Origin of the sequence: uncultured Microscilla sp. (assembly GCF_947493425.1) — a bacterium.
GTDB lineage: Bacteria > Bacteroidota > Bacteroidia > Cytophagales > Microscillaceae > Microscilla.
The window spans coordinates 1-18,951 of record NZ_CANLRP010000165.1; the positions used below are offsets into that span (position 1 = coordinate 1).

An 18,951-nucleotide genomic window follows, 5' to 3' on the forward strand; every position below is an offset into this window, starting at 1 on the left:
AGAATGGGCTATCAAATACAAAAAATAGCTTCCTGATTATCAGTAGATTATGAAATTGGTAGATGGAAGACCATAGTCGCTTCGCCTTCATTCGTAATTTAGTCAGTAGACCATAGTGGGTTAAATATAAAACAGAATGTTTGCATAGACCCAAAAAAAACTCTCCAAGCCCGCAAGTGCCCAGAGAGTTGTTTATTTTGGAGGGTTAAGAGATGAACCGCAGGCTAAACTTTAGCGCTCTACGTATCCAGCCACTTTTTGGTACACGTACCCGTTTTTTCCACTACCGAGCTCGTCAAAGTCATCGGTGTAAAAATAAGCGTCAATGCTTTGGTTATAATAACGATACAAGGGCTTTCGGAAACTACCTGATTCAGTGTAAATATACCCTATGTTGCCCTTATAACGGATAAGGCCTCCTCCCCGGCCCCACTCTGAAAAATCGGCTGAATAAAAGTGTTTTTTAGTATTAATATTGATATAATGATGAAATTTCTGAGTACCAGAAATTTGCAGCGGAGCCAATTTGCCCACGGTCTTCTCATATTGAAAAGCATTCCCTATTTTCGTACCAGTGATATACCTATAGGTTTGCCTATTGGAGTTATAAAACCGCTTTAGGGGAAGAAACTCTATCGCTTGAACGGGTGGATACATTGTGTTCAGGGCTACCACATCTAGGCTGGAAAGCCCATGACGCTGCGTTTCATAAAGACTTCCGTCTTTTTTGGTAATGGTAGGCAGTTGTTTACCTGATCCACTTTTGGCATCAGAAAAAGCATAGGGGTGATACATCATGACTGAACTAAAGTCGAAGGCAGTTCCATATTCAGATGCATCATCTGTTCTTAGGTTAAAATTTCCTTTTTTGCCATGCTTGATACGATCCCAATGAATTGTGATGTGGTTATCACGGTCTATCCGGGATTGTTCATGTAACAAACCCACCGCATGGCCAATTTCGTGGATAGTAGTGCCAGCCGAGCAGCCATCTCCCAGCCCAATCTCTTGTTCTCCTCCAATCATTCCCACATGTGACCAACACCCATCACTTTTGATAAAATGGATATAGTTGGGCTCGTTGGTTCTTTCTTTAAAGCGCAGGAACGTCTTGGCTTCAAAATCAGCAATGGCTTGAGTCACCCGTTGTGGGTTTGGAAGGTCAGGGCTGATGCTGTAATATACCATATTATCGGTCCAGCGTCTATCAATGATTCCAACCGACGTTGTCCGATCATTGGCGTTCTGAGGCGTTGATGTAATGCGGCTTTTGTCTAGCATCATATCTCCTTCGTACACATACTGACCATTGATCACCTCATAGGTAATGGGTTTATTGTCATAATACCCTTCGCGAAATTCGCCGGTTTGGTTAGGAAAGGCCTGTTCCAGCAACACGCTTTGATCTTTGATAGGCCCTGGTAGGCCAGGTAAATCCTCTTTTTGAGAGCAGGCGACAAAAACAATCGCACTTAAGATAAATAATAGTTTTTTTATTGAAATAAAATATTTAAATAATGACATTGTGGTTTGTTAATTAATTTAGTAAAAAACATCTGTCCTTCGCAGGCGGCCATACCTATCACTTTAAGCTTTGTATTTTCTGTGTAATAGTGGAAATTAACCCTCTCAAAAGTTTGGCTAGGTCAGGTAAAGACGCTCTGGAAGGCTGAGAATCAAGTAGCTGTTTCTTGTCTTCTTGATTAAGCAACAAAACTAAAACATAGTCTTGAGCAGAACAATTAAGCCTGGTGGACAAATAATAGACACTAGAAAAATTGTGATTTTTCGTAATGCAACCAAGCTGGTGAAAGCCAGCCTGGGGATCGAGGTGACTCCAAGAGGTAAAATATGATAGATGAATAAGGCCTCAAGAAACGTATATTGATGCCATCACATAACACTACACAAGTTCTGAGATGGGATAATACCATAGCAAATATCAACTTGTCCATTATTTGTCTATCCCACCAGGTTGCCATCCCATAATCGCATTCTTATATTGCCTGAGGCTGCTGTTGCCTCAATATTACATAATGAATCTTTTCGGAGTAGGCAATACAAAGCGCTTGGTGTTTTTTTTATGCAGTTATCGCCCTAAACTACCTTACCATCCAATCTGTTACAAGGACCAGATTAGCACCACCATACTTTGATAAAAAATGCTTAGGAAAATTGAGGGTTCATTTACGATCACTGTGTAATTTACAAGGTTTTTTCGTATACTTAAGTAAGTAGCAGCAAGTCCTTAGATACCGATGAATATCGGTGCAATTAGCTATAAGCTACAAGTAAAGATAACTCTCTCATAATATGATAGTTATACTTGAATATGAGGTATATTTAATTTTGTCTTGGTACATAGGTTCCGATAGTCGTCGGAATTCAAAAAGTGAACAATGCCAGTTCCCTACGGGATAAATTTTATAATCATCACAGAACAAAATAACCTCGCACCAAACAAGCACTTACTTAATTTACAATGCACTTAGTCAAAGGTAGCCTAGTTAACATTGTCGGGGTGGTTGGCCATTGGCTCCTACCCAATGAATAACCCAGATAAATTTTTCTACATGATGAAACAACCAGAAAGTAAAGTGCTGCTGGTAGACGACGACCAGCAAAACCTGAAAAGTTTGCTCAATTTATTACGCCAAAAAAAAGACAAGTACGAACCTCTGACTGCCCCCAATGGCCAAGTGGCGCTCCAAATACTTCGGCAAACCGTGCCCGACCTTATCATCACCGATTGGGCTATGCCTCAAGTCAGTGGTTTGGGTCTGATAAAAACCGTTAGGCAAACTCCTCACCTCGCCCATATTCCAGCCATTATTGTTACTGGAGTAAACACCACTCCCGAAAACCTACAAGAAGCTTTTGATGCGGGAGCCAACGACTACCTCACCAAACCCCTAAACCCAGTAGAGTTGTATGCCCGTACCGACGCTGCTTTGCAAATGTACTACGCCATGTGTACTATTCGACAACAACGCCAAACGATAGAAGATCAAAAAAACCGGGAACTAAGCACCAAAGCTATAGAGATTGCTCAAAAAAACCGCCTGCTGGAAGACGTTGGAAAAGTAGTACAAGAAGCTGTTCTCCAGCTAGAGGCTGGTAGCGTGAAACAATCGTTGCGGCAGGTAATCAAAACCATTCGAGGTAACCTCTATTTTAACAATGAGTGGGACGCCTTTAAACTGCACTTTGAGCAGGTACACCCTCATTTTTTTGCCTCATTGCAACAGCAATTTGCCAGTCTTACGCTGGCCGACCTTCGGCATTGTGCTTATATTAAGATTGGCCTCTCTAACCGGGAAGTTGCCCAGATTATGAACATTTCTCCTGAAAGTGTGGTGAAACAACACTACCGCATCAAAAAAAAGATGGGGGTAGCCTCTAAACAAACACTAGGGGAAATAGTAATGCAGGCGGTCTAGTGCATTGGGTACTAAATTCCTATTATATTATTCGGAGTCTTTAGCCCGCTTACTTTACTTCAAAAAGTTTACGTAGCTCCAGTTCCGATATACATCGCATGCGTCAAAGCTTAATTTTACGAATACTTAAAATACCGTCAAAATCATCAAAAACGACTCTTTTAGGCGCAACTCCTACGGAGCCGTGTCCCGTTTCGTTTATTTTTTCTACCAAGGTTTCGCCCCACTGGGGCTAATATTCGTAATAAGTGGCATAAAAACGAGCAAAGAGTTTTGAACGATTCCATAAAAATTGTGATTCAACACAACTTGAAGCTGGTTTTTACAGGCGGAATTTTAAGCCCTGACCAATGCGATATACATCGGAATTGTAAACTAACTATGCGCACTTTTTGAAGTGCGTCAGCAAACAAAATACCCTCGAATAAATAATATATTTACTTAATCCCCAATGCACTAGCACCTGATGCTTTATTTAGACAATCTTCGCTCCCTGGCTTCGCTTCAAAACCAAGACGGCTACGCAAGTTTTTTGCAACGAAGTATGACAAAATTATTCGCCATAGGTATCCCTAAATATAGTCTTGACTAATCACTAGAGATGTACAAAGGCTTGCCATTCACTGACAATAAGTAAGTAGCAGCAAGTCCTTAGATACCGATGAATATCGGTGCAATTAGCTATAAGCTACAAGTAAAGATAACTCTCTTATAATATGATAGTTATACTTGCATATGAGGTGTATTTAATTTTGCCTTGGTACATAACATGCAATACTCCGCAGTGATTTTAGCCAAAGTTGACTACTGATTACCTTCGGTGAGCACCGATATACATCGGTATCTAAGGACTCGCCAGAGGCTCGGTTATCAGTAGGTTATGATTTTAAAAACTATTTAATTACGTGTTTAGACCTAAAACTGAAACCCTTTGAAAAATAAAGTAGGTAAATAACTTTAGTATAAACTACTGATTTACAGGGCTTAATAAGGTAAACATTTACTCGAATCAGCTATGGACTATGGACTAAATACTATGGACTATTGCTATAGACAATAGACAACTAATGGACAAAAACAAACGATTTGGCCTGCGTCCATTATTTGTCCATTTTTATGATGTGGACATGTAAGTTTTTATGCAGATATTAAATATATTCCTCTGATAGCTGAGTTGCATTGGTTGCCAGAGATGTATATTTATTCTGTTTTCTCTAAACAAATCTAACAATGAAAATCCAAGTAATACAATTGTCTCTAATCCTAATCGCTCTGTTAGCAACAGCTTGTCAGCCCTCGCCCAAAGCTCCCACCGATATTGTTAAAGCTTCTCATTCATCCCTGCTGAATCAAGCATCTATACCCGATACGTTGGAGTTGCTCAAGCTAAACCTACCAACTAATCGATCACCTGATTTGGCTGATAGCCAGGCTATCAGTGATTTTGCCGAAGCAGCCAAGTCATTGTTTGAGGGTCAACTTACCAGTTCCCTTACCGCAAAAAACCAAAGCAGCAAACGCCTACACTTGCCTTGTCAGGTAGGCAAACAAGCTCATTACCAAGGCTCTACTTTACATTAGGGGTATCGTGGTCATTGTATATTGGGCAAACCCTTAAGAAAAAAAATGGATGTCAAAACGATCTCCATTTTTTTATAACCTATTGATCCTGTTGTATATCAGTACCGAAAAAACAGCTTATTATAGGGTTTCGATCAGCCTTGTATACAGGGCTTTCTTATAAAATTTATGACTAACAACTGCTTTTGAATTTTTGAATTACAAAATAAACGGTGGTGTGGCTAAGCTTACCCATAAACAATGGGCATCTTAAAAATCTATCCAGGTTAGGGCTTGAAATTAGATTGAATAACCTGGCTCTAGTACACCAGCCCCTAAATTTGTAAAGTCTATTTTGTGTTTTTTGCCCCCTGATTTCACTTCAAAAATATCACGTAGCTTTGGCTATGCTCAATTTTTGAAATTCATCAGAAAACAAAACACACTTAAATACTCTATTTACCTATTTAAGAGCAAGTGTACTGGAGTCAAAGACGAATGCCCAGAACTAGTACATCGTCGTATTGGGGGGTGGCTCCTTGATATTCGCAAAACTTTTGCTCAAGTAACAGTTTTTGCGAGAACGGGTCATACAAATGCAACGTTTCTAAGGTGTTCATCAAACACAACTTACCCATTTTTTTGTGTTGAGCATTGGGTTGCTCCATGTAACCATCACTGCACAAATAAAAGATGCTTCCCTGAGGTAAGAGCACTTGCTGGTTGGCAATACAAATATTTTTGTTGGTGAGGTTTCCGGTATGTTTTGGGGTTCCCTGGCATTCTTGAACCGTGGCAGGGCATTGCGCCGTCACATAAAACAAGGAACTTTGGACTCCAGCAAAAGTTACCCGATTAGTTTGCTGGGCAGTCTTTTCTATCCGGCAAAGCGCAATGTCTATTTCGCTATATTCACGGGCATCCTGGTGATCCAGCAATTGTTGCATTTTTTGGTGTAGTTGGGTAAGCGTCTGAGCAGGATTATGCAACCCCTTTACTTTGACAAGGTGGTCGAGCAAGGCATAGCCCAGAAGGCTCATAAAAGCTCCGGGAATGTCGTGCCCCGCACAATCGGCCACGGCTATAAAACTTTGTTGCCCCACCCGACAGCTCCAATAAAAATCGCCGCTAATGTTTTTTTTAGGACGGAAAAACACAAAAGATTGAGGGAAAGCAGCCGCTAGGTGTTCGCTAGAGGGCAAAATAGCCTGCTGTATTACCTGCGCCACCCGCAGGCTTTGGTCTTGCTGATGTTGGTAAAGCCGCAGTGCATTATTTTGGTCCTGGATAAACCTCCTTTGGGCAATCACTTCGTCGTGGCTTTGGGAGAGCACTTCCTGAAGAGAGTCTATTTCTTGCTTTAGTTGTTGTAAGTGGGCTTGCTGCAAAGCCAATTGTTCTTTGCGCTTGTGTCGTCGCAAAAAATAACCAACACTAAAGGTGACTCCCCCTCCCAGCAAGGCGCAAAGCAGGTAAAGTACTTCGGGGCTGATAATCCGATAAATTGCCGGCCAAGCCAAAAACATAGATAAGTTAGCAGTAGCCCACTTGCGCCACATCACCAATAATTTATATATTTCCATATTGTATTGTGTGTTTTGAACTTGTATGCCTTACCAAAAGTTACCCAGCCTGCAATGGACTTGTTACCAAGGCATTGCCCCAGCAAATGATCAAAAACCATCCATACTAAAAAATCACTTGACTATTGGGCAACCAACTTCGGATTAGCTTACGCTTCCGGTAAGGAATTGGGTTGCCAGTAAGGTCGAGTTCTTGTAGGTTTTTCAGGCGGTCTATTTCGGCAGGCAAGGTAGTCAGTTGATTACCCGCCAAGTTGAGTTTTTGCAGGTTTTTCAGTGCACCTATTTCCTGGGGCAGGTGCTTCAATCGATTATCTGACAACCCCAGACCACGCAACTCCTGCATTTGTTGAATAGCACCAGGTAAATAGGTTAGCTGATTGCCCCTCAGCCAAAGATATTGCAGGTTGGGGATGTAACACAATACCAGTGGAAGGGTTTTGAAATGATTGTTAAACAGCCAAAATTTTCGCAAGCTCGATAAATGGGTCAAATCACAAGGCAAGGTAGTCAAACGATTTTGACCCATTACGAGCACTTTCAAATGAGGCAACCAAGCAACCGTCTTAGGCAAAGCCGTGAAGTAGTTTCCGTTGAGCCACAACTCCTCTAGTTTTTGTAAACGAGCAAAACCAGCAGGTAGCTGCGTCAGACAGTTGTTGCTTAAAAACAATTTTTTGAGCCCCTGAAGTTGCTCTATGTCGGGGGGTAATTCTCGGATACGGTTGTCCCACAGGTTGAGCGACTCCAGGTTTTGCAGTATGCCAATCTCTGGAGGAAGCTTTTCCAGGCTTTGGTCGCTGAGCTCAAACACGGGTTGGTTGAGTTCAGCAATTTGCTTGGGTTTTATGCCTTTGAGGGCTTGGTTGAAAAATGCCCGATACACCCGTAAATAGCTCTCTATATAACGGGGCAACGCCAACTGGGGCATGCTCTTGCAAAGCTCGATAGCCAACGCTACATTGGCTTCCTGGGGCGAACGTAGCAGCTCCAGTATTTTTGTTTGCTGGTTACTCATTGGCTGTAGTAAAATAGTATCGTGTGTTGATTACTTGTTGTTATGCTTTGGGTTTGACCTCTTGCTTTACTAAATATTTACCAAACTTACACCATTGATCTCTAGAGAACAACTTTAGCAAATGGACAAAAAATAGACAAGCATAAATAACTTGGTTTTGCATGTAAGTTTTGAACAGAAAGGCACAAGGCGGGGAAGGCAGCGCCAGTGGGAAAAGGCAGAGGGACTATAGTATAGTAGCAATAAAGAAAGGCACGCATTACAAATGCGCGCCAGTGGGGTGAGTTCATTAGTACTAACCAGGTATTAGTACATTTTCACAATTTGTGCCTGGATGTTGTATTTGTTGATAAGCCTTTGGGTAAAAGAAAAGCTACCGTGGGGGGTAAGTAAAAATAAATTGCCGTTGTTTCTTTGGGCGAGGGTCTCAAGAAGGCGCCATTTTCTGAGTAATCTTTTCTTGGGGACTTCTTCTTTCACTTTTTTTGCCACCTCAAAATAGGACTTGGAAAACAGGTTTTTGGCGGTGAGGTGGGGAGTAAAACTGTCGTTGTTCTTTTTTTGCAAAAAACTTTTAGGCGTTTCGTATGCATCGTGGGCCTGGGCTTTGATCTCATCAAAACCTTTTCTTTGGGCAATGGTAATGGCAGCTTCAATGTCTTGGGGATCAATGTTTGTTTTTTCTTGACTCATAAAGTTTGTTTTGGTGAAAAAAATTTTATTTTGATAATAAAAAAGTAAAATATAATTGGCTTTGTTACCGTTATACATGATTATTAACGGTGAAAATATTAATTTATTATAAGTTATCCCAAGTTTGTCAGAAAGGGCATCGGGCGAGGTTTTTTCGTCGATGAGATATTCGCCCGCGTCGTCTAGAGCAAAGCTACTATCAGACAATTGTGCAAAGGCGGGCACCAAATCTTCTGCCTCCGACAACAAAAAAACATCAGAATCTATAGCGTCTAGGTATTGGGGCAAGCCTTGGTTGGTTTTGCGTTGGATAGAGGGCAAGCTCAGGCTCCAGTCCAGACCAAAAATACCATTGCCCGCCCCCGAATTGTAGACAAGCGATAGGGCAGGAGTGGCGCCTCCGTCTTTGGGCAGGGCAATAGAAGGTATCTCGATGGCGTTGCTTTCGATTTTGCCTTGGTCAGTGGCAAGAAACTGCCCTGAGTTGTTGTCTGGTTGTTGGTTCATAGGTTGTGAGTGATAGTTCGTAGCATTAAAATAAGTTTTTTTTATGGGTGTTCATAAGGATAGTGTGAAAAAGTGGTGGAGTGTCTCTGGAGGTGGGGAGGTTTTTTGGGGGAGGGCGAGAAAATCCTTTTTAGGTGCATTCCTTCAAGTGATATTGTTATATTTATAACTCCAAAAAACTTTACTTGAAGGGTTTACCCACTTTATATTATGAGCGAACTTGCCAAACAATTGATTGAAGAAAATTTGCGTACCCAAAACCCTTATCTCGATTTGGGCAATTGTGGGCTAGATGGTACTGAAGCTTGTTTGGAGCAGATGAAGGAGTGTGTGCATTTGAGGGAGTTGAGTTTTAGTCAGGTTTGGAGGGATGATTCTCAAAACCCAGTCGATCAACACAGTAAGAACCATGGGAAAGCAAATAGATTATCAAAAGTACCTAATGGCTTACCTAAGGGTTTAAATAAGTTAATAATCTCACACAATAATGGAGCAGGGCTTAGTCTTGATGTGTTGTTTAAATCTTTAGGGGTGGAAGATTTAACCCCTCTACAGCATCTAGCCAATCTAAAATATCTTGATCTTGGTTATAATCGCATCAAGGACTTAAGTCCATTGAGTGAATTGCGTGCTTTAAAAGGCTTAAATGTTCAAAATAATCACATAAGTGACTTAACTCCGTTGGAAGGGTTAACTTCATTAGAAACTCTCATTGTAGACTCTAATGAAATTTCTGAGCTAAATCCATTGTTCAATCTTTCCAAGATACAGCTACTTTCTATCAATGCCAATGCTTTGAGTGATTTAACACCACTAGGATATTTAAAATTATTAAATGATTTGAGACTAGGAGGTAATGGATTGGTAAATATTAATCCTCTGAGAAGTTTAGGACTATTGGAGTTTTTGCAAATAAGCCAGAATGCATTGGGAGATTTAACTCCTTTACAGTATTTAGTACGATTACAGGTGCTTGATGTGTCCAGAAATAGGCTAAATGACTTGGATAGTTTAGCTAACTTATCTCATCTAAGAAGTCTTAACGCAAGCGATAATCAAATTAGTAGTTTACATTCACTGAATAATTTAACCAAACTGGAACAACTTCACATAAGTTATAACCACATTGAGGACTTAAGTCCATTGGCTGATTTACCCCTAATTAATACTCTTGATATTGGTAATAACAAAGTGAGTAATTTAAGTTTTTTACGTAAATTGTCTCAGCTTTATCATCTTGATGTTAGAGGAAATGCAATTATCGACTTACAAGGTTTATGTGATTTATGGCAACTTCACTCGCTCAATCTGGCATATAATCAAATCGAAGAAATTCCTTCTATGTTGCTTCAACAGTTATCAAAGCTAAAGTATTTGTATTTACGTAAAAACCCTTTGATTAACGTGCCTTCACAAATATTCGATCATCTTGACAACTGCCTCCCCACCCTCCGCACCTACTTCTACGACCTCGCCCAAGGCAAAACCAAAGTGCACCAAAGCAAAGTGATTTTGATTGGCAATGGCAGAACGGGCAAAACTTGCTTGGTGAAGCGTTGGCTAGACGAGACTTTTGATGCCAATGAAGCCTCTACCCACGCCATTCAGTTGCGCTCTCAATTTTTGTCAGCGCTAGAGCAAGCCCAAAAGCTTGACCATGTACAACTCAATATTTGGGACTTTGGCGGGCAAGATATTTACCATAGCACCCACCTCTTATTTATGCAAACTCAAGCGGTGTTTGTGTTGGTGTGGGATGCCGAAACCGAAGCTCAGGCAAGCCAAGAAGAAACCTTGGCAGATGGCAGCACCGTCACTTACCAAAACCATCCCTTGACCTATTGGCTCGACTATGCCCAAGCTTTGGGTGCGGGTAGCCCTATACTCATTGTGCAAACCAAAAAAGAGCAAGATGGCGAGCAAGTGCCTGCCAATTGGAATGCGCTCAAAGCACGTTACAATATTGTGGGGCATGTCTCGGTAGATTCGGCGCTGGATGATGGTTATAAAAATGGCTTCAAAAACTTGCAGCTAGAGCTGGAGAAGACCATTTATGCGCAAATAGAAAAATCTTGCACCGATTTACCCTCTAGTTGGTGGCAGGTGCGCCAAGAGATAGTTAAACTACAAGAGGATGGGCAAAAAACTTTGTCGCAAGACACCTATTTGCAAATATGCGAGCAATTCCAACTGGGCGAAAGCTCACAAAATACTTTACGTAATTATTTGCACCACACAGGTTTCTTTTTTTACCGCCCAGAGATTTTTGATAATGAAATCATCATCGACCAACAATGGGCAATTGAGGCGGTGTATACCTTGCTCGACCGCCAAGGCATGTTTATGGAATACCGAGGCAAGGGTTTTTTTAAGGGTAAAGACTTGAACTTGGTTTGGAACAAGCGATCTTTAGCCGAGCAAGAGTTATTGGTTTCTTTTATGGAGTCGTGCGAGATGTGTGTAGAGGTAAGCCGTTATTGGGGCAAGTTGACGGGAGGCTTTGTTCCTTTTGAAAAACGTGAATATTTAGCGCCTCAATTGTTACCTGATGAACCCATTCCCAACCAAGCAGACATTTTTCCAGTGGGGGTAAAGGGTGTATACATCAAGGTCAAGCATGCTTTTTTGCACACGGGCATTATGCAGCATTTTATTGTAAGTTATGCCAGCCAAGCAGCAAGGGAAAACATCAAGAAAAACTGTATTTATCTGCATTATGCAGGACAAAAAGTGTTGATTCAAGCTTTGCCAGCAGGCAACGAAATCTTGGTAAGGTTGGCAACACCTGATAGTGATGAAGTGCTTAGTAGTTTTGGTGAAGTATTGCAAAGTATAAGATTAGAGTTGATCGCAATAGGGCAAAGCACCACCACAGGCACCCAAGAAATGGTCAGCATTGACGGCAAGGGCTATGTTGCTTGGAACGATTTGCGAAACCACTCGCCCGAAAACCCTAAAATAAGAGCTTACAGTGGGCAATGCTATGACTTTGCCGAGTTTGAAGTTTTTCTGAACCGAGAGCATCGCCCTTTTAATCATCCATTGAAGGGACGATATGATTTTGCTTCTTTTGCTGAGTTAAAAGAATTGGTAGAGCAAGCTTTGGCTTATTTAGACGTCAAAAGGTTTGACGAATATTTTAGAGTGCTTGACAAATACTTTTTTAGGGAGATAGACAAAAACTTGATTTCAGCGCAACTTCGGTACAACTACCAATGCCTAAAATACGAGTTTATATCGAATGATCAAATTGAGTCAAAGCTCAGGGTATTTGCTCAAGGCTTACTTTCTTGATTGGCTTTGCAAGGCAATCAAGAAAGTTTGAGTAGCATACAATACATTACAAAAGCCCTCAAAAGGTGAGTGAGCACAAACCAAAGCAACCCAAAAGCCACCCCCTGGCCTTTTGGCTAATACCCTACATCAAATGCAACAATCTGGCAACAAACCGCCCATCTGTTTGGCTATCCCTGTTGACGCACAGCGTCCCCGCGTGTGCCGTTGTAGAAAGTTCAAGTTAAATACTTTGAAATAGGGAACTCATGGGTTGAATTTACTTGGCTAGACACGCGCGAGGACGCCACGCGTCATCTTCAGAGAGAAACCTCTCTGAAGATGGTAAAGCACAAGGTTTCGATCGGGCGTGGAGACACTGCCCGAGGCGGAAGAGAACCGCAACATTTACTTAAAACTGCTCCCTCTGTTGGCGCACGGCGTCCCCGCGTGTGCCGTTGTAGAAAGTTCAAGTTAAATACTTTAGGGCTTTCTTATAAAAAGTGAGCAACCTCTCTGAAGATGGCAAAGCACAAGGTTTCGATCGGGCGTGGAGATACTGCCCGAGGCGGAGATTCTTTTATAAGAAAACCCTGTTAAACACTTTGAAATAGGGAACCAATGGGTTGAATTTACTGGGTGGACACGCGCGAAGACGACGCGCGTCAGCTTCAGACTGAGAAAATGTTCATATCATTACTTAGAGGTATTTGAAGTAATTTAGGTAATATCATAAAAGGCTAAATTCGAGCTTAGGAACATGTTACTTAAGTAGTAGAAGAGCGGGTGGAAACCAGTTCCAACAATGCCTCAAGGGTCGTTTTGTTGTAGGTAAAAATAGCATCTTTCATCGCCAATTGCCAGCGTTTGATTGCTTCACTATTGGTTTGGTTTAAAGTATCTAACAAGGGAATAATATCGCCAGTCTGATAGATTTGATATTGGCTAATTTCGATGGCCAGGGGCTGTAGCACTTTTAATTCTGCCGCAGTAAAATGAAAAGTAACTTCACTGGGCTCCTGTAGTTTTTGGGAAACCTCTACCTTTTCGGGAGTAGATGCTGAAGTTTTTGCCAAGGGCAAAGTAAACCAAAAAGTACTGCCCTTACCCAATGTCGACTCCACCCCTATTTCCCCCCGGTGGGCTTCTACCGCCAATTTGCAAAAAGTCAAGCCCAACCCGGTAGATTGACTCCAGCCCAACTGTTTAGGGTTCGCTTGTTGGTATTTGTCAAACAATTTATCTAAAAACTCAGGGGCAATGCCCACTCCTTCGTCGATTACTAAAATTTTACAGTACGCATCTTTGAGCGCTGTTGTCACCCGAATTGCTTGATTCTGGGTAGTATGTTGGATAGCATTGATGAGCAAATTCACCAATACCCTTGTAAGCACCTCAACATCTCCTTGCAGTAAAGCAGGATCTGGCAATGTGGTATGGTTGATTTGTTGGTTTTTTTCCTGCATCACAAAACCGACCTGACTCACCGCTGTTTGAATAAAATGATCTACTGAGATGGTTTCGGTTTTGAGCGGCATTTTTTGATCTTCCATTCTTTGCACATCCAGTATGTTGAGCACCAGGTGTTGCATGCGTTTACCCGAACGATTAATAGGTATAAACTGTGGATTTTGTTGGTCTTCTGACAAGCCAATAATCGCATTGAGCGGGTTTTTAAGATCGTGGACAATCATACCTATCATTTGCTGTTTAAACCCATCCAATGAAATCAATTGGGCATTGGCACTCGTCAACAGGCGATTACTGCGTTGCTTACTACGATAAAACAAAGTCAAAACAATCAATAGCAGGCCTAAAAAACCCGCGCCAATCAGCACCGTACGTTGATTGGCTTTTTGGGTTTGAATTTCAGCCTGCAGCGCCCCTTCCTTTTTGGCTTGAACAACTTTCAACGAGTCTTGTTTTTGCTGATAGACATACTGAGTTTCGAGCTGAGCTATTTTGCGGGTATTCTTTTGATTGACCAGGCTATCTGCCAAGGTTTTATACAATGTATGATTTTGATAAGCTTCTTTGTATTTGCCCAGCGCAGCATACACCTGAACCAAATAACGACTGGCCTCTTTAAGACTGGCGGGTAGGTTTAATCGCTGGGCAATGTCTACTACGGAACGCAGGTGTTCCAAAGCTGCTTCGTATTGATGCTGATGATACCTAAGCTCTCCTAAGGCTACCTCATGCTTGGGTTTCTTGCTCACCCAGCATTTGCCTGATTTTCAGGGAACGAAGCAAATGAGTTTCAGCTTCCAGGTACTGCCCTTTCGCCATATATGTAATAGACCTCTTGCGAAAGTCCCTAAAAACCGCTTTTGTTCAACACAAAAACAAGATAAAAAACACTTTCGCAAGAAGTCTAATGCCATTGATAGGGCTATTATGCATTGCAGCGAGCGCGTTTTTAGTTTACCATCAATCCCAGCAAAACCATTTGCGTGCTTTAGCCCAAAAAGCACTCGAGCAAAATCAAGCCACCCAACAACAGGCCTTGCACACGCGCTGGCTCACTACCCAACACAAACAAGCCAAAACCATTCAAACACTGGAAGATAAAATCGTCTCTCAAAACCAACAACTGGCCTCCTATTCATTGCACAAAGTTCGTAATCACCAAGCCTTGCAAGAAATCAGGCAATTGGTAAAAACTATTTTACAACAAAATGATTTTAGAAGCGCCAAAAAGCATTATCAAAAGTTGGACAGCCTGGTAAATTTCAGCCTAAACCTGGACAAAGATTGGGAAAGCTTCCTTTACATTTTCGACCAGTTACACCCCCAGTTTTATGCCGCTTTGTTACACCAATTCCCTACGCTCAATAAAAGCGATTTGCACCTATGCGCCTTAATTAAATTAAATCTGGCAACCGATGAAATCGCCCGTTTATTGGCCATTTCTGAGAAAAGCGTGCACATGCGATACTATCGTTTGCGCAAAAAAATGGCGTTTGATTCATCCTGTGATTTATATAACTTTATGTTGAATTTTGGAGCGGCCGCCTAAACTTTAATAAAATGCGTGGTATCTGTCAATGACAGGAGTACTACTGCTTGTACTGAACAGGGGAGGCTGAAAAATCCAGACTGATGGCGCATGCGAGGCGCAAAATGGTCGGCGTAGAACCACTCACTTGGCTTACAGAGGTGATCAAAAACATCAATAACCACCCAATCCAAAAACTACCTCTTTTGCTGCCTGGCAACTGGAAAACGCAGCAAGGGTATAGGTTGTACACCTTTGGGTGAGGGGATACAGTTAAACTTCCTATATTTCTACTTCTGATAAGTTTCCTGAATTCTTGTAATATTTACATTACAAAAAAGCTTGATTTTTTCCATACTATTCTAAAAAAGTATAAATTAGTCGATTAAATAAAATAAAAATACCACTAAGAAACAATCACTAACAGATGTACTTGTGTAGAATTTAAGTAGTAAATTTCAGAATTCAATATTTCTTACAAAGAATTTTTATCTCAAATTACATATTAGTGTATTAATATATTCTAAAGAAGAAGAAGAAGAAGAATATGCTATCAAAAGAAATACAAAACAAAGTTCAAAATCTATGGGATCGCCTTTGGGCTGGTGGCCATTCCAACCCCATCACAGCAATTGAACAAATTTCCTATCTTCTATTTATGAAGAGGTTAGAAATATTTAGACCTGAAATATCAAACGAATATAAATGGAGTAATTATAAAAAGTTAAATGGAACTGAGCTAGTTAATCAAATCAAGCACAAAGTTTTCCCATTTATCAAAGCTGAATTAAGTGAAGCTGATGATCCTTTTGCAAAAGCCCTGAATACAGCAGTTTTCGAGATAGAAAAACCTTCTTTATTAAAAAATGCGATGGAGTTTATTGACTCTATCTATGAGGAAATTGACAAAGAAACTCTTGATAACAATCAGTATTTCCAAGATATTCAAGGAGATGTTTATGAACACTTGTTAAAACACACTGCTGAAGCCGGGAAAAATGGTCAATTTCGAACAAAAAGACATATTATCCATATGATGGCAGCTCTTCTTGATCCAGATATAGATGGAAAAATATGTGATTTAGCTTCTGGTTCAGGAGGTTTTTTGGTTGGAGCTTACCAATACATTATTACTAAATATTCAGAAAATATAAAGCCTGATAGTGACGGCCTAATGAAAGGTACTGATGGAAATAAGTTATCAAGTCGACTGAAACAAATATTAACTGAAAATACTTTTTATGGGTTTGATATTGATAAGACTATGGTACGTATTGGTGTAATGAATTTAATGATGCATGGAATTACTAAGCCACACATTGAGCACCTTGACTCACTCTCCACACAATATGAAAGTTGGGAAGCCACACGATTATCAATCAGTATCGATTTGCAAAATATAAAATCATTAGAAAATCCGAAACTCCAGGGACAGTTCAAATATATTATGGCAAACCCACCATTTACTGGTAAAATAGACAGTCAAGGAGTAAGCGAAAATTTAGACCGTGTGTATCCCCCTAAATACCAAGAAAATAAAGAAGAAAAAACACGAAAAAAGCAAACTGTACAATCAGAATTACTTTTCTTGGAACGAATGGTTTACATGTTAAAAGAAGGTGGACGCGCAGCAGTAATTGTTCCAGAAGGAGTCTTATTTAATTCGGGAAAAGCTCATAAGAAAACACGTGAAATTTTAATGACTGATTGCGATTTAAATGGGGTTATCTCCATGCCAAGTGGTGTTTTTCAACCTTATACAGGTGTAAAAACTTCTATTCTTTTATTTACAAAACGTAAATGGAAAAATGGGACAAACAAAGAGCAAAATCTTGATGTTTGGTTTTATGGAATGGATTCAGATGGGTATACGCTTGATAGTAATAGAAAAAGGTTAAAAGAATCTCCTTTACCTGAAGTAATTAATCACTGGAAAAATAGAGATAATAAAGATCAAACAAATCGCAAACTAGACTATTTTAGTGTACCATTTGAGGAGATAAAAAATAATGGGTTTGAATTAAATTTCAACCTATATAAGGAGTTTGTTTACGAGCCTCAAGAGTTTAAAAACTCAAAAGATATCTTAGAAAAAATAATCCAACTAGAAGATCAAATTAGTATTGATTTAAAAGAGCTTAAAATGTTTTAAAACATGGAGTTTGTAAAATATACTATTAGTGAATTAGCCCAAGAAATTAAAACAGGCAAAACACCCTCTTCATCAAACCTACAATATTTTAATGGGGATATTACCTGGCTAACACCTTCTGATTTAAAAGGACAGAAAGTTGTTAAGGATTCTGAAAGATCACTTTCGGAACTAGCATTACAGGACAAACAGGCTTTTCTTTATAAACCAGGAACAGTATTAATATCAACTATTGGAGAAATTGGCAAAGCTTGTATAATAGAAAAACCATCTGCATCCAACCAACAATTAACTGGTATATTAGTAAAAGATGATATCATACTCCCAGAACTTTTTTTCTACTGGATTCAACGCAGTAAGGTTTTATTAAAAAATAAGGCTAACAAAATGATTTTGCCTATTTTAAATAATAAATTACTCAAAAAAATTGAAATTTCTTTTCCAAAAAACGAACAAGAACAAATAAAAATTATTGGAAGATTAAATAAAATCCAGGATTTAATAAATAAACGAGTTGATACCATCAAATTATTGTATCCCTCCCAGTAAGTACATGTTTACATCTGCTATTAGCTAGCTTACCTTTGCATCAAAAAGATATGAATAAAGAAAAGAAAATGTTTGGTTTGATAGAGTTGTGGGAGCAAAGTGGCCAAACTCAACCTGTTTTTTGTGCAGCTCAAGGTGTAAGCCTGGCCAGCTTTGGTTATTGGCGTACTAAATGGTTAGCCTTGCACAAATCAGAGGAAGTCCAGTCACCTGTTTTTGTTCCTATAGAAAAACCAACTCCCAAGTCAGTTGATGCCAAGGCAGCCCAAGTGTACGAAATTGTTTACTCCAATGGAGTTCGTCTTTGTTTGCCTTCTCTGGACTTATCCATTTTACCTCAATTACTTACCTTGGATGTTTAGCCTTCACGCCGATTACCAATATTTCTTGTACCAAGGTATTTGTGACATGCGCAAAAGCTTTGATGGATTGTGTGGTTTGGTGCTGGGTGAGTTGGGGCGTGAGCCTACTGATGGTTCGGTGTACGTTTTTCTCAATCGCCGTCGTACTCATCTAAAGTTACTTCATTGGGAAGCAGGCGGTTTTGTGTTGTACTATAAACGTTTGGAAAAAGGCTGTTTTTCACTGCCCAACAAGGCGCGGATTTCTTGGTTGGAACTGGGTTTGATGGTGGAGGGTATAGAGGTAAAGTCAAGTGTTCAAAAGCCTCGTTTTTCTTTAAAAAAGTACTGATAATGAGGACTTAAAGTATGGGTATTTGAGTCATTTTTTGTATCTTTGGGTATGGAAAATGGCTTGGAAAACTTACCCAAAGAAATGTTGATTGCGTTGCTGAAAGCAGAACGCGAACAAGCCAAAATTGCCATAGAAAAGCAGCAGATTACAGCAAAAGAACATCAGGTTGTGGTAAAAAAACACCAAGTTATTCAGCAAGATGTTGAACGCATCAAGCTAGAAAAAGCCCAACTGCTGCTTGAAAAATCTTACCTTGAAGCCCAAATCACCGAGTACAAGCGTTTGTTACACGGGCAAAAAAGAGAACGGTTTATTGCCAACCCTGAGCAACTCTCGCTCCCCTTTGAAACCCCTGCTGAGGTCAAAGAAATTCAACAAAGAACACTTACTGAGCAGAAAGAGGCTACCAAGACCAAACAAAAACGTAAGCATCCTGGGCGTGCCAAGTTACCTGAACACTTGCCCGTAGAAGAAATTGAAAT

At 40.3% G+C, this 18,951-nt stretch carries 14 protein-coding genes; 9 read left to right on the plus strand and 5 right to left on the minus strand.

Features of this window, described 5'->3' with window-relative positions; genetic code table 11:
* Positions 1–231: 231 nt before the first annotated feature.
* Positions 232–1,524, minus strand: coding sequence for a M12 family metallopeptidase (locus tag Q0954_RS27200; RefSeq protein ID WP_299462701.1), 1,293 nt, complete (start codon positions 1,522–1,524; stop codon positions 232–234).
* 1,049 nt (positions 1,525–2,573) lie between these two features.
* Here Q0954_RS27200 and Q0954_RS27205 point away from each other — a divergent pair.
* Both Q0954_RS27205 and Q0954_RS27210 read left to right on the plus strand, forming a co-directional pair.
* A complete protein-coding gene (locus Q0954_RS27205) occupies positions 2,574–3,440 on the plus strand; it encodes a response regulator (protein ID WP_299462704.1) in 867 nt (288 codons plus the stop codon).
* Between the two features lie 1,230 nt (positions 3,441–4,670).
* Entirely contained in the window at positions 4,671–5,021 is a 351-nt protein-coding gene (locus Q0954_RS27210) for a hypothetical protein (protein WP_299462708.1), read from the plus strand.
* 467 nt (positions 5,022–5,488) lie between these two features.
* Here Q0954_RS27210 and Q0954_RS27215 read toward each other — a convergent pair whose 3' ends face one another.
* From Q0954_RS27215 to Q0954_RS27225, 3 genes are all read right to left on the minus strand, one after another.
* On the minus strand, positions 5,489–6,583 hold the full coding sequence (locus tag Q0954_RS27215; RefSeq protein WP_299462711.1) for a SpoIIE family protein phosphatase: 1,095 nt from the start codon (positions 6,581–6,583) through the stop codon (positions 5,489–5,491).
* 106 nt (positions 6,584–6,689) lie between these two features.
* Complete coding sequence (locus tag Q0954_RS27220) at positions 6,690–7,601, minus strand: leucine-rich repeat domain-containing protein (protein ID WP_299462714.1); 912 nt, start codon at positions 7,599–7,601, stop codon at positions 6,690–6,692.
* Positions 7,602–7,907: 306 nt separating this feature from the next.
* A complete protein-coding gene (locus Q0954_RS27225; RefSeq protein WP_299462717.1) occupies positions 7,908–8,801 on the minus strand; it encodes a SpvB/TcaC N-terminal domain-containing protein in 894 nt (297 codons plus the stop codon).
* A 210-nt stretch (positions 8,802–9,011) separates the two neighbouring features.
* Between Q0954_RS27225 and Q0954_RS27230 the strand changes: the two genes are divergently transcribed.
* Positions 9,012–12,095: a leucine-rich repeat domain-containing protein gene (locus tag Q0954_RS27230; RefSeq protein WP_299462720.1), complete on the plus strand. Its 3,084-nt coding sequence runs from the start codon at positions 9,012–9,014 to the stop codon at positions 12,093–12,095.
* Positions 12,096–12,841: 746 nt separating this feature from the next.
* Here Q0954_RS27230 and Q0954_RS27235 read toward each other — a convergent pair.
* Entirely contained in the window at positions 12,842–14,293 is a 1,452-nt protein-coding gene (locus Q0954_RS27235; protein ID WP_299462723.1) for a tetratricopeptide repeat-containing sensor histidine kinase, read from the minus strand.
* A 230-nt stretch (positions 14,294–14,523) separates the two neighbouring features.
* Between Q0954_RS27235 and Q0954_RS27240 the strand changes: the two genes are divergently transcribed.
* The 6 genes from Q0954_RS27240 to Q0954_RS27265 all read left to right on the plus strand — a co-directional run.
* The gene (locus Q0954_RS27240; protein ID WP_299462726.1) at positions 14,524–15,093 is read left to right on the plus strand and encodes a hypothetical protein; all 570 of its coding nucleotides are present in this window, start codon (positions 14,524–14,526) and stop codon (positions 15,091–15,093) included.
* 526 nt (positions 15,094–15,619) lie between these two features.
* A complete protein-coding gene (locus tag Q0954_RS27245) occupies positions 15,620–17,224 on the plus strand; it encodes a class I SAM-dependent DNA methyltransferase (RefSeq protein WP_299462729.1) in 1,605 nt (534 codons plus the stop codon).
* Positions 17,225–17,227: 3 nt separating this feature from the next.
* Positions 17,228–17,773: a restriction endonuclease subunit S gene (locus Q0954_RS27250; protein ID WP_299462732.1), complete on the plus strand. Its 546-nt coding sequence runs from the start codon at positions 17,228–17,230 to the stop codon at positions 17,771–17,773.
* Between the two features lie 50 nt (positions 17,774–17,823).
* Positions 17,824–18,135, plus strand: coding sequence for a hypothetical protein (locus Q0954_RS27255; protein WP_299462735.1), 312 nt, complete (start codon positions 17,824–17,826; stop codon positions 18,133–18,135).
* Complete coding sequence (tnpB, locus tag Q0954_RS27260) at positions 18,128–18,466, plus strand: IS66 family insertion sequence element accessory protein TnpB (RefSeq protein ID WP_299462738.1); 339 nt, start codon at positions 18,128–18,130, stop codon at positions 18,464–18,466. The genes Q0954_RS27255 and tnpB overlap by 8 nt, the downstream gene beginning before the upstream one ends.
* Before the next feature lie 51 nt (positions 18,467–18,517).
* On the plus strand, positions 18,518–18,951 hold a 434-nt coding region (locus tag Q0954_RS27265), incomplete at its 3' end, for a transposase (RefSeq protein ID WP_299462741.1).

Bases quoted from the DNA above. Each gene is read 5' to 3' on its own strand.
- Q0954_RS27250 (WP_299462732.1), top strand. From the start codon at position 17,228: ATGGAGTTTGTAAAATATACTATTAGTGAATTAGCCCAAGAAATTAAA.
- Q0954_RS27230 (WP_299462720.1), top strand. From the start codon at position 9,012: ATGAGCGAACTTGCCAAACAATTGATTGAAGAAAATTTGCGTACCCAA.
- Q0954_RS27220 (WP_299462714.1), bottom strand. From the start codon at position 7,601: ATGAGTAACCAGCAAACAAAAATACTGGAGCTGCTACGTTCGCCCCAG.
- Q0954_RS27255 (WP_299462735.1), top strand. From the start codon at position 17,824: ATGAATAAAGAAAAGAAAATGTTTGGTTTGATAGAGTTGTGGGAGCAA.
- Q0954_RS27210 (WP_299462708.1), top strand. From the start codon at position 4,671: ATGAAAATCCAAGTAATACAATTGTCTCTAATCCTAATCGCTCTGTTA.
- Q0954_RS27215 (WP_299462711.1), bottom strand. From the start codon at position 6,583: ATGGAAATATATAAATTATTGGTGATGTGGCGCAAGTGGGCTACTGCT.
- Q0954_RS27200 (WP_299462701.1), bottom strand. From the start codon at position 1,524: ATGTCATTATTTAAATATTTTATTTCAATAAAAAAACTATTATTTATC.
- Q0954_RS27245 (WP_299462729.1), top strand. From the start codon at position 15,620: ATGCTATCAAAAGAAATACAAAACAAAGTTCAAAATCTATGGGATCGC.
- Q0954_RS27205 (WP_299462704.1), top strand. From the start codon at position 2,574: ATGATGAAACAACCAGAAAGTAAAGTGCTGCTGGTAGACGACGACCAG.
- tnpB (WP_299462738.1), top strand. From the start codon at position 18,128: ATGTTTAGCCTTCACGCCGATTACCAATATTTCTTGTACCAAGGTATT.
- Q0954_RS27225 (WP_299462717.1), bottom strand. From the start codon at position 8,801: ATGAACCAACAACCAGACAACAACTCAGGGCAGTTTCTTGCCACTGAC.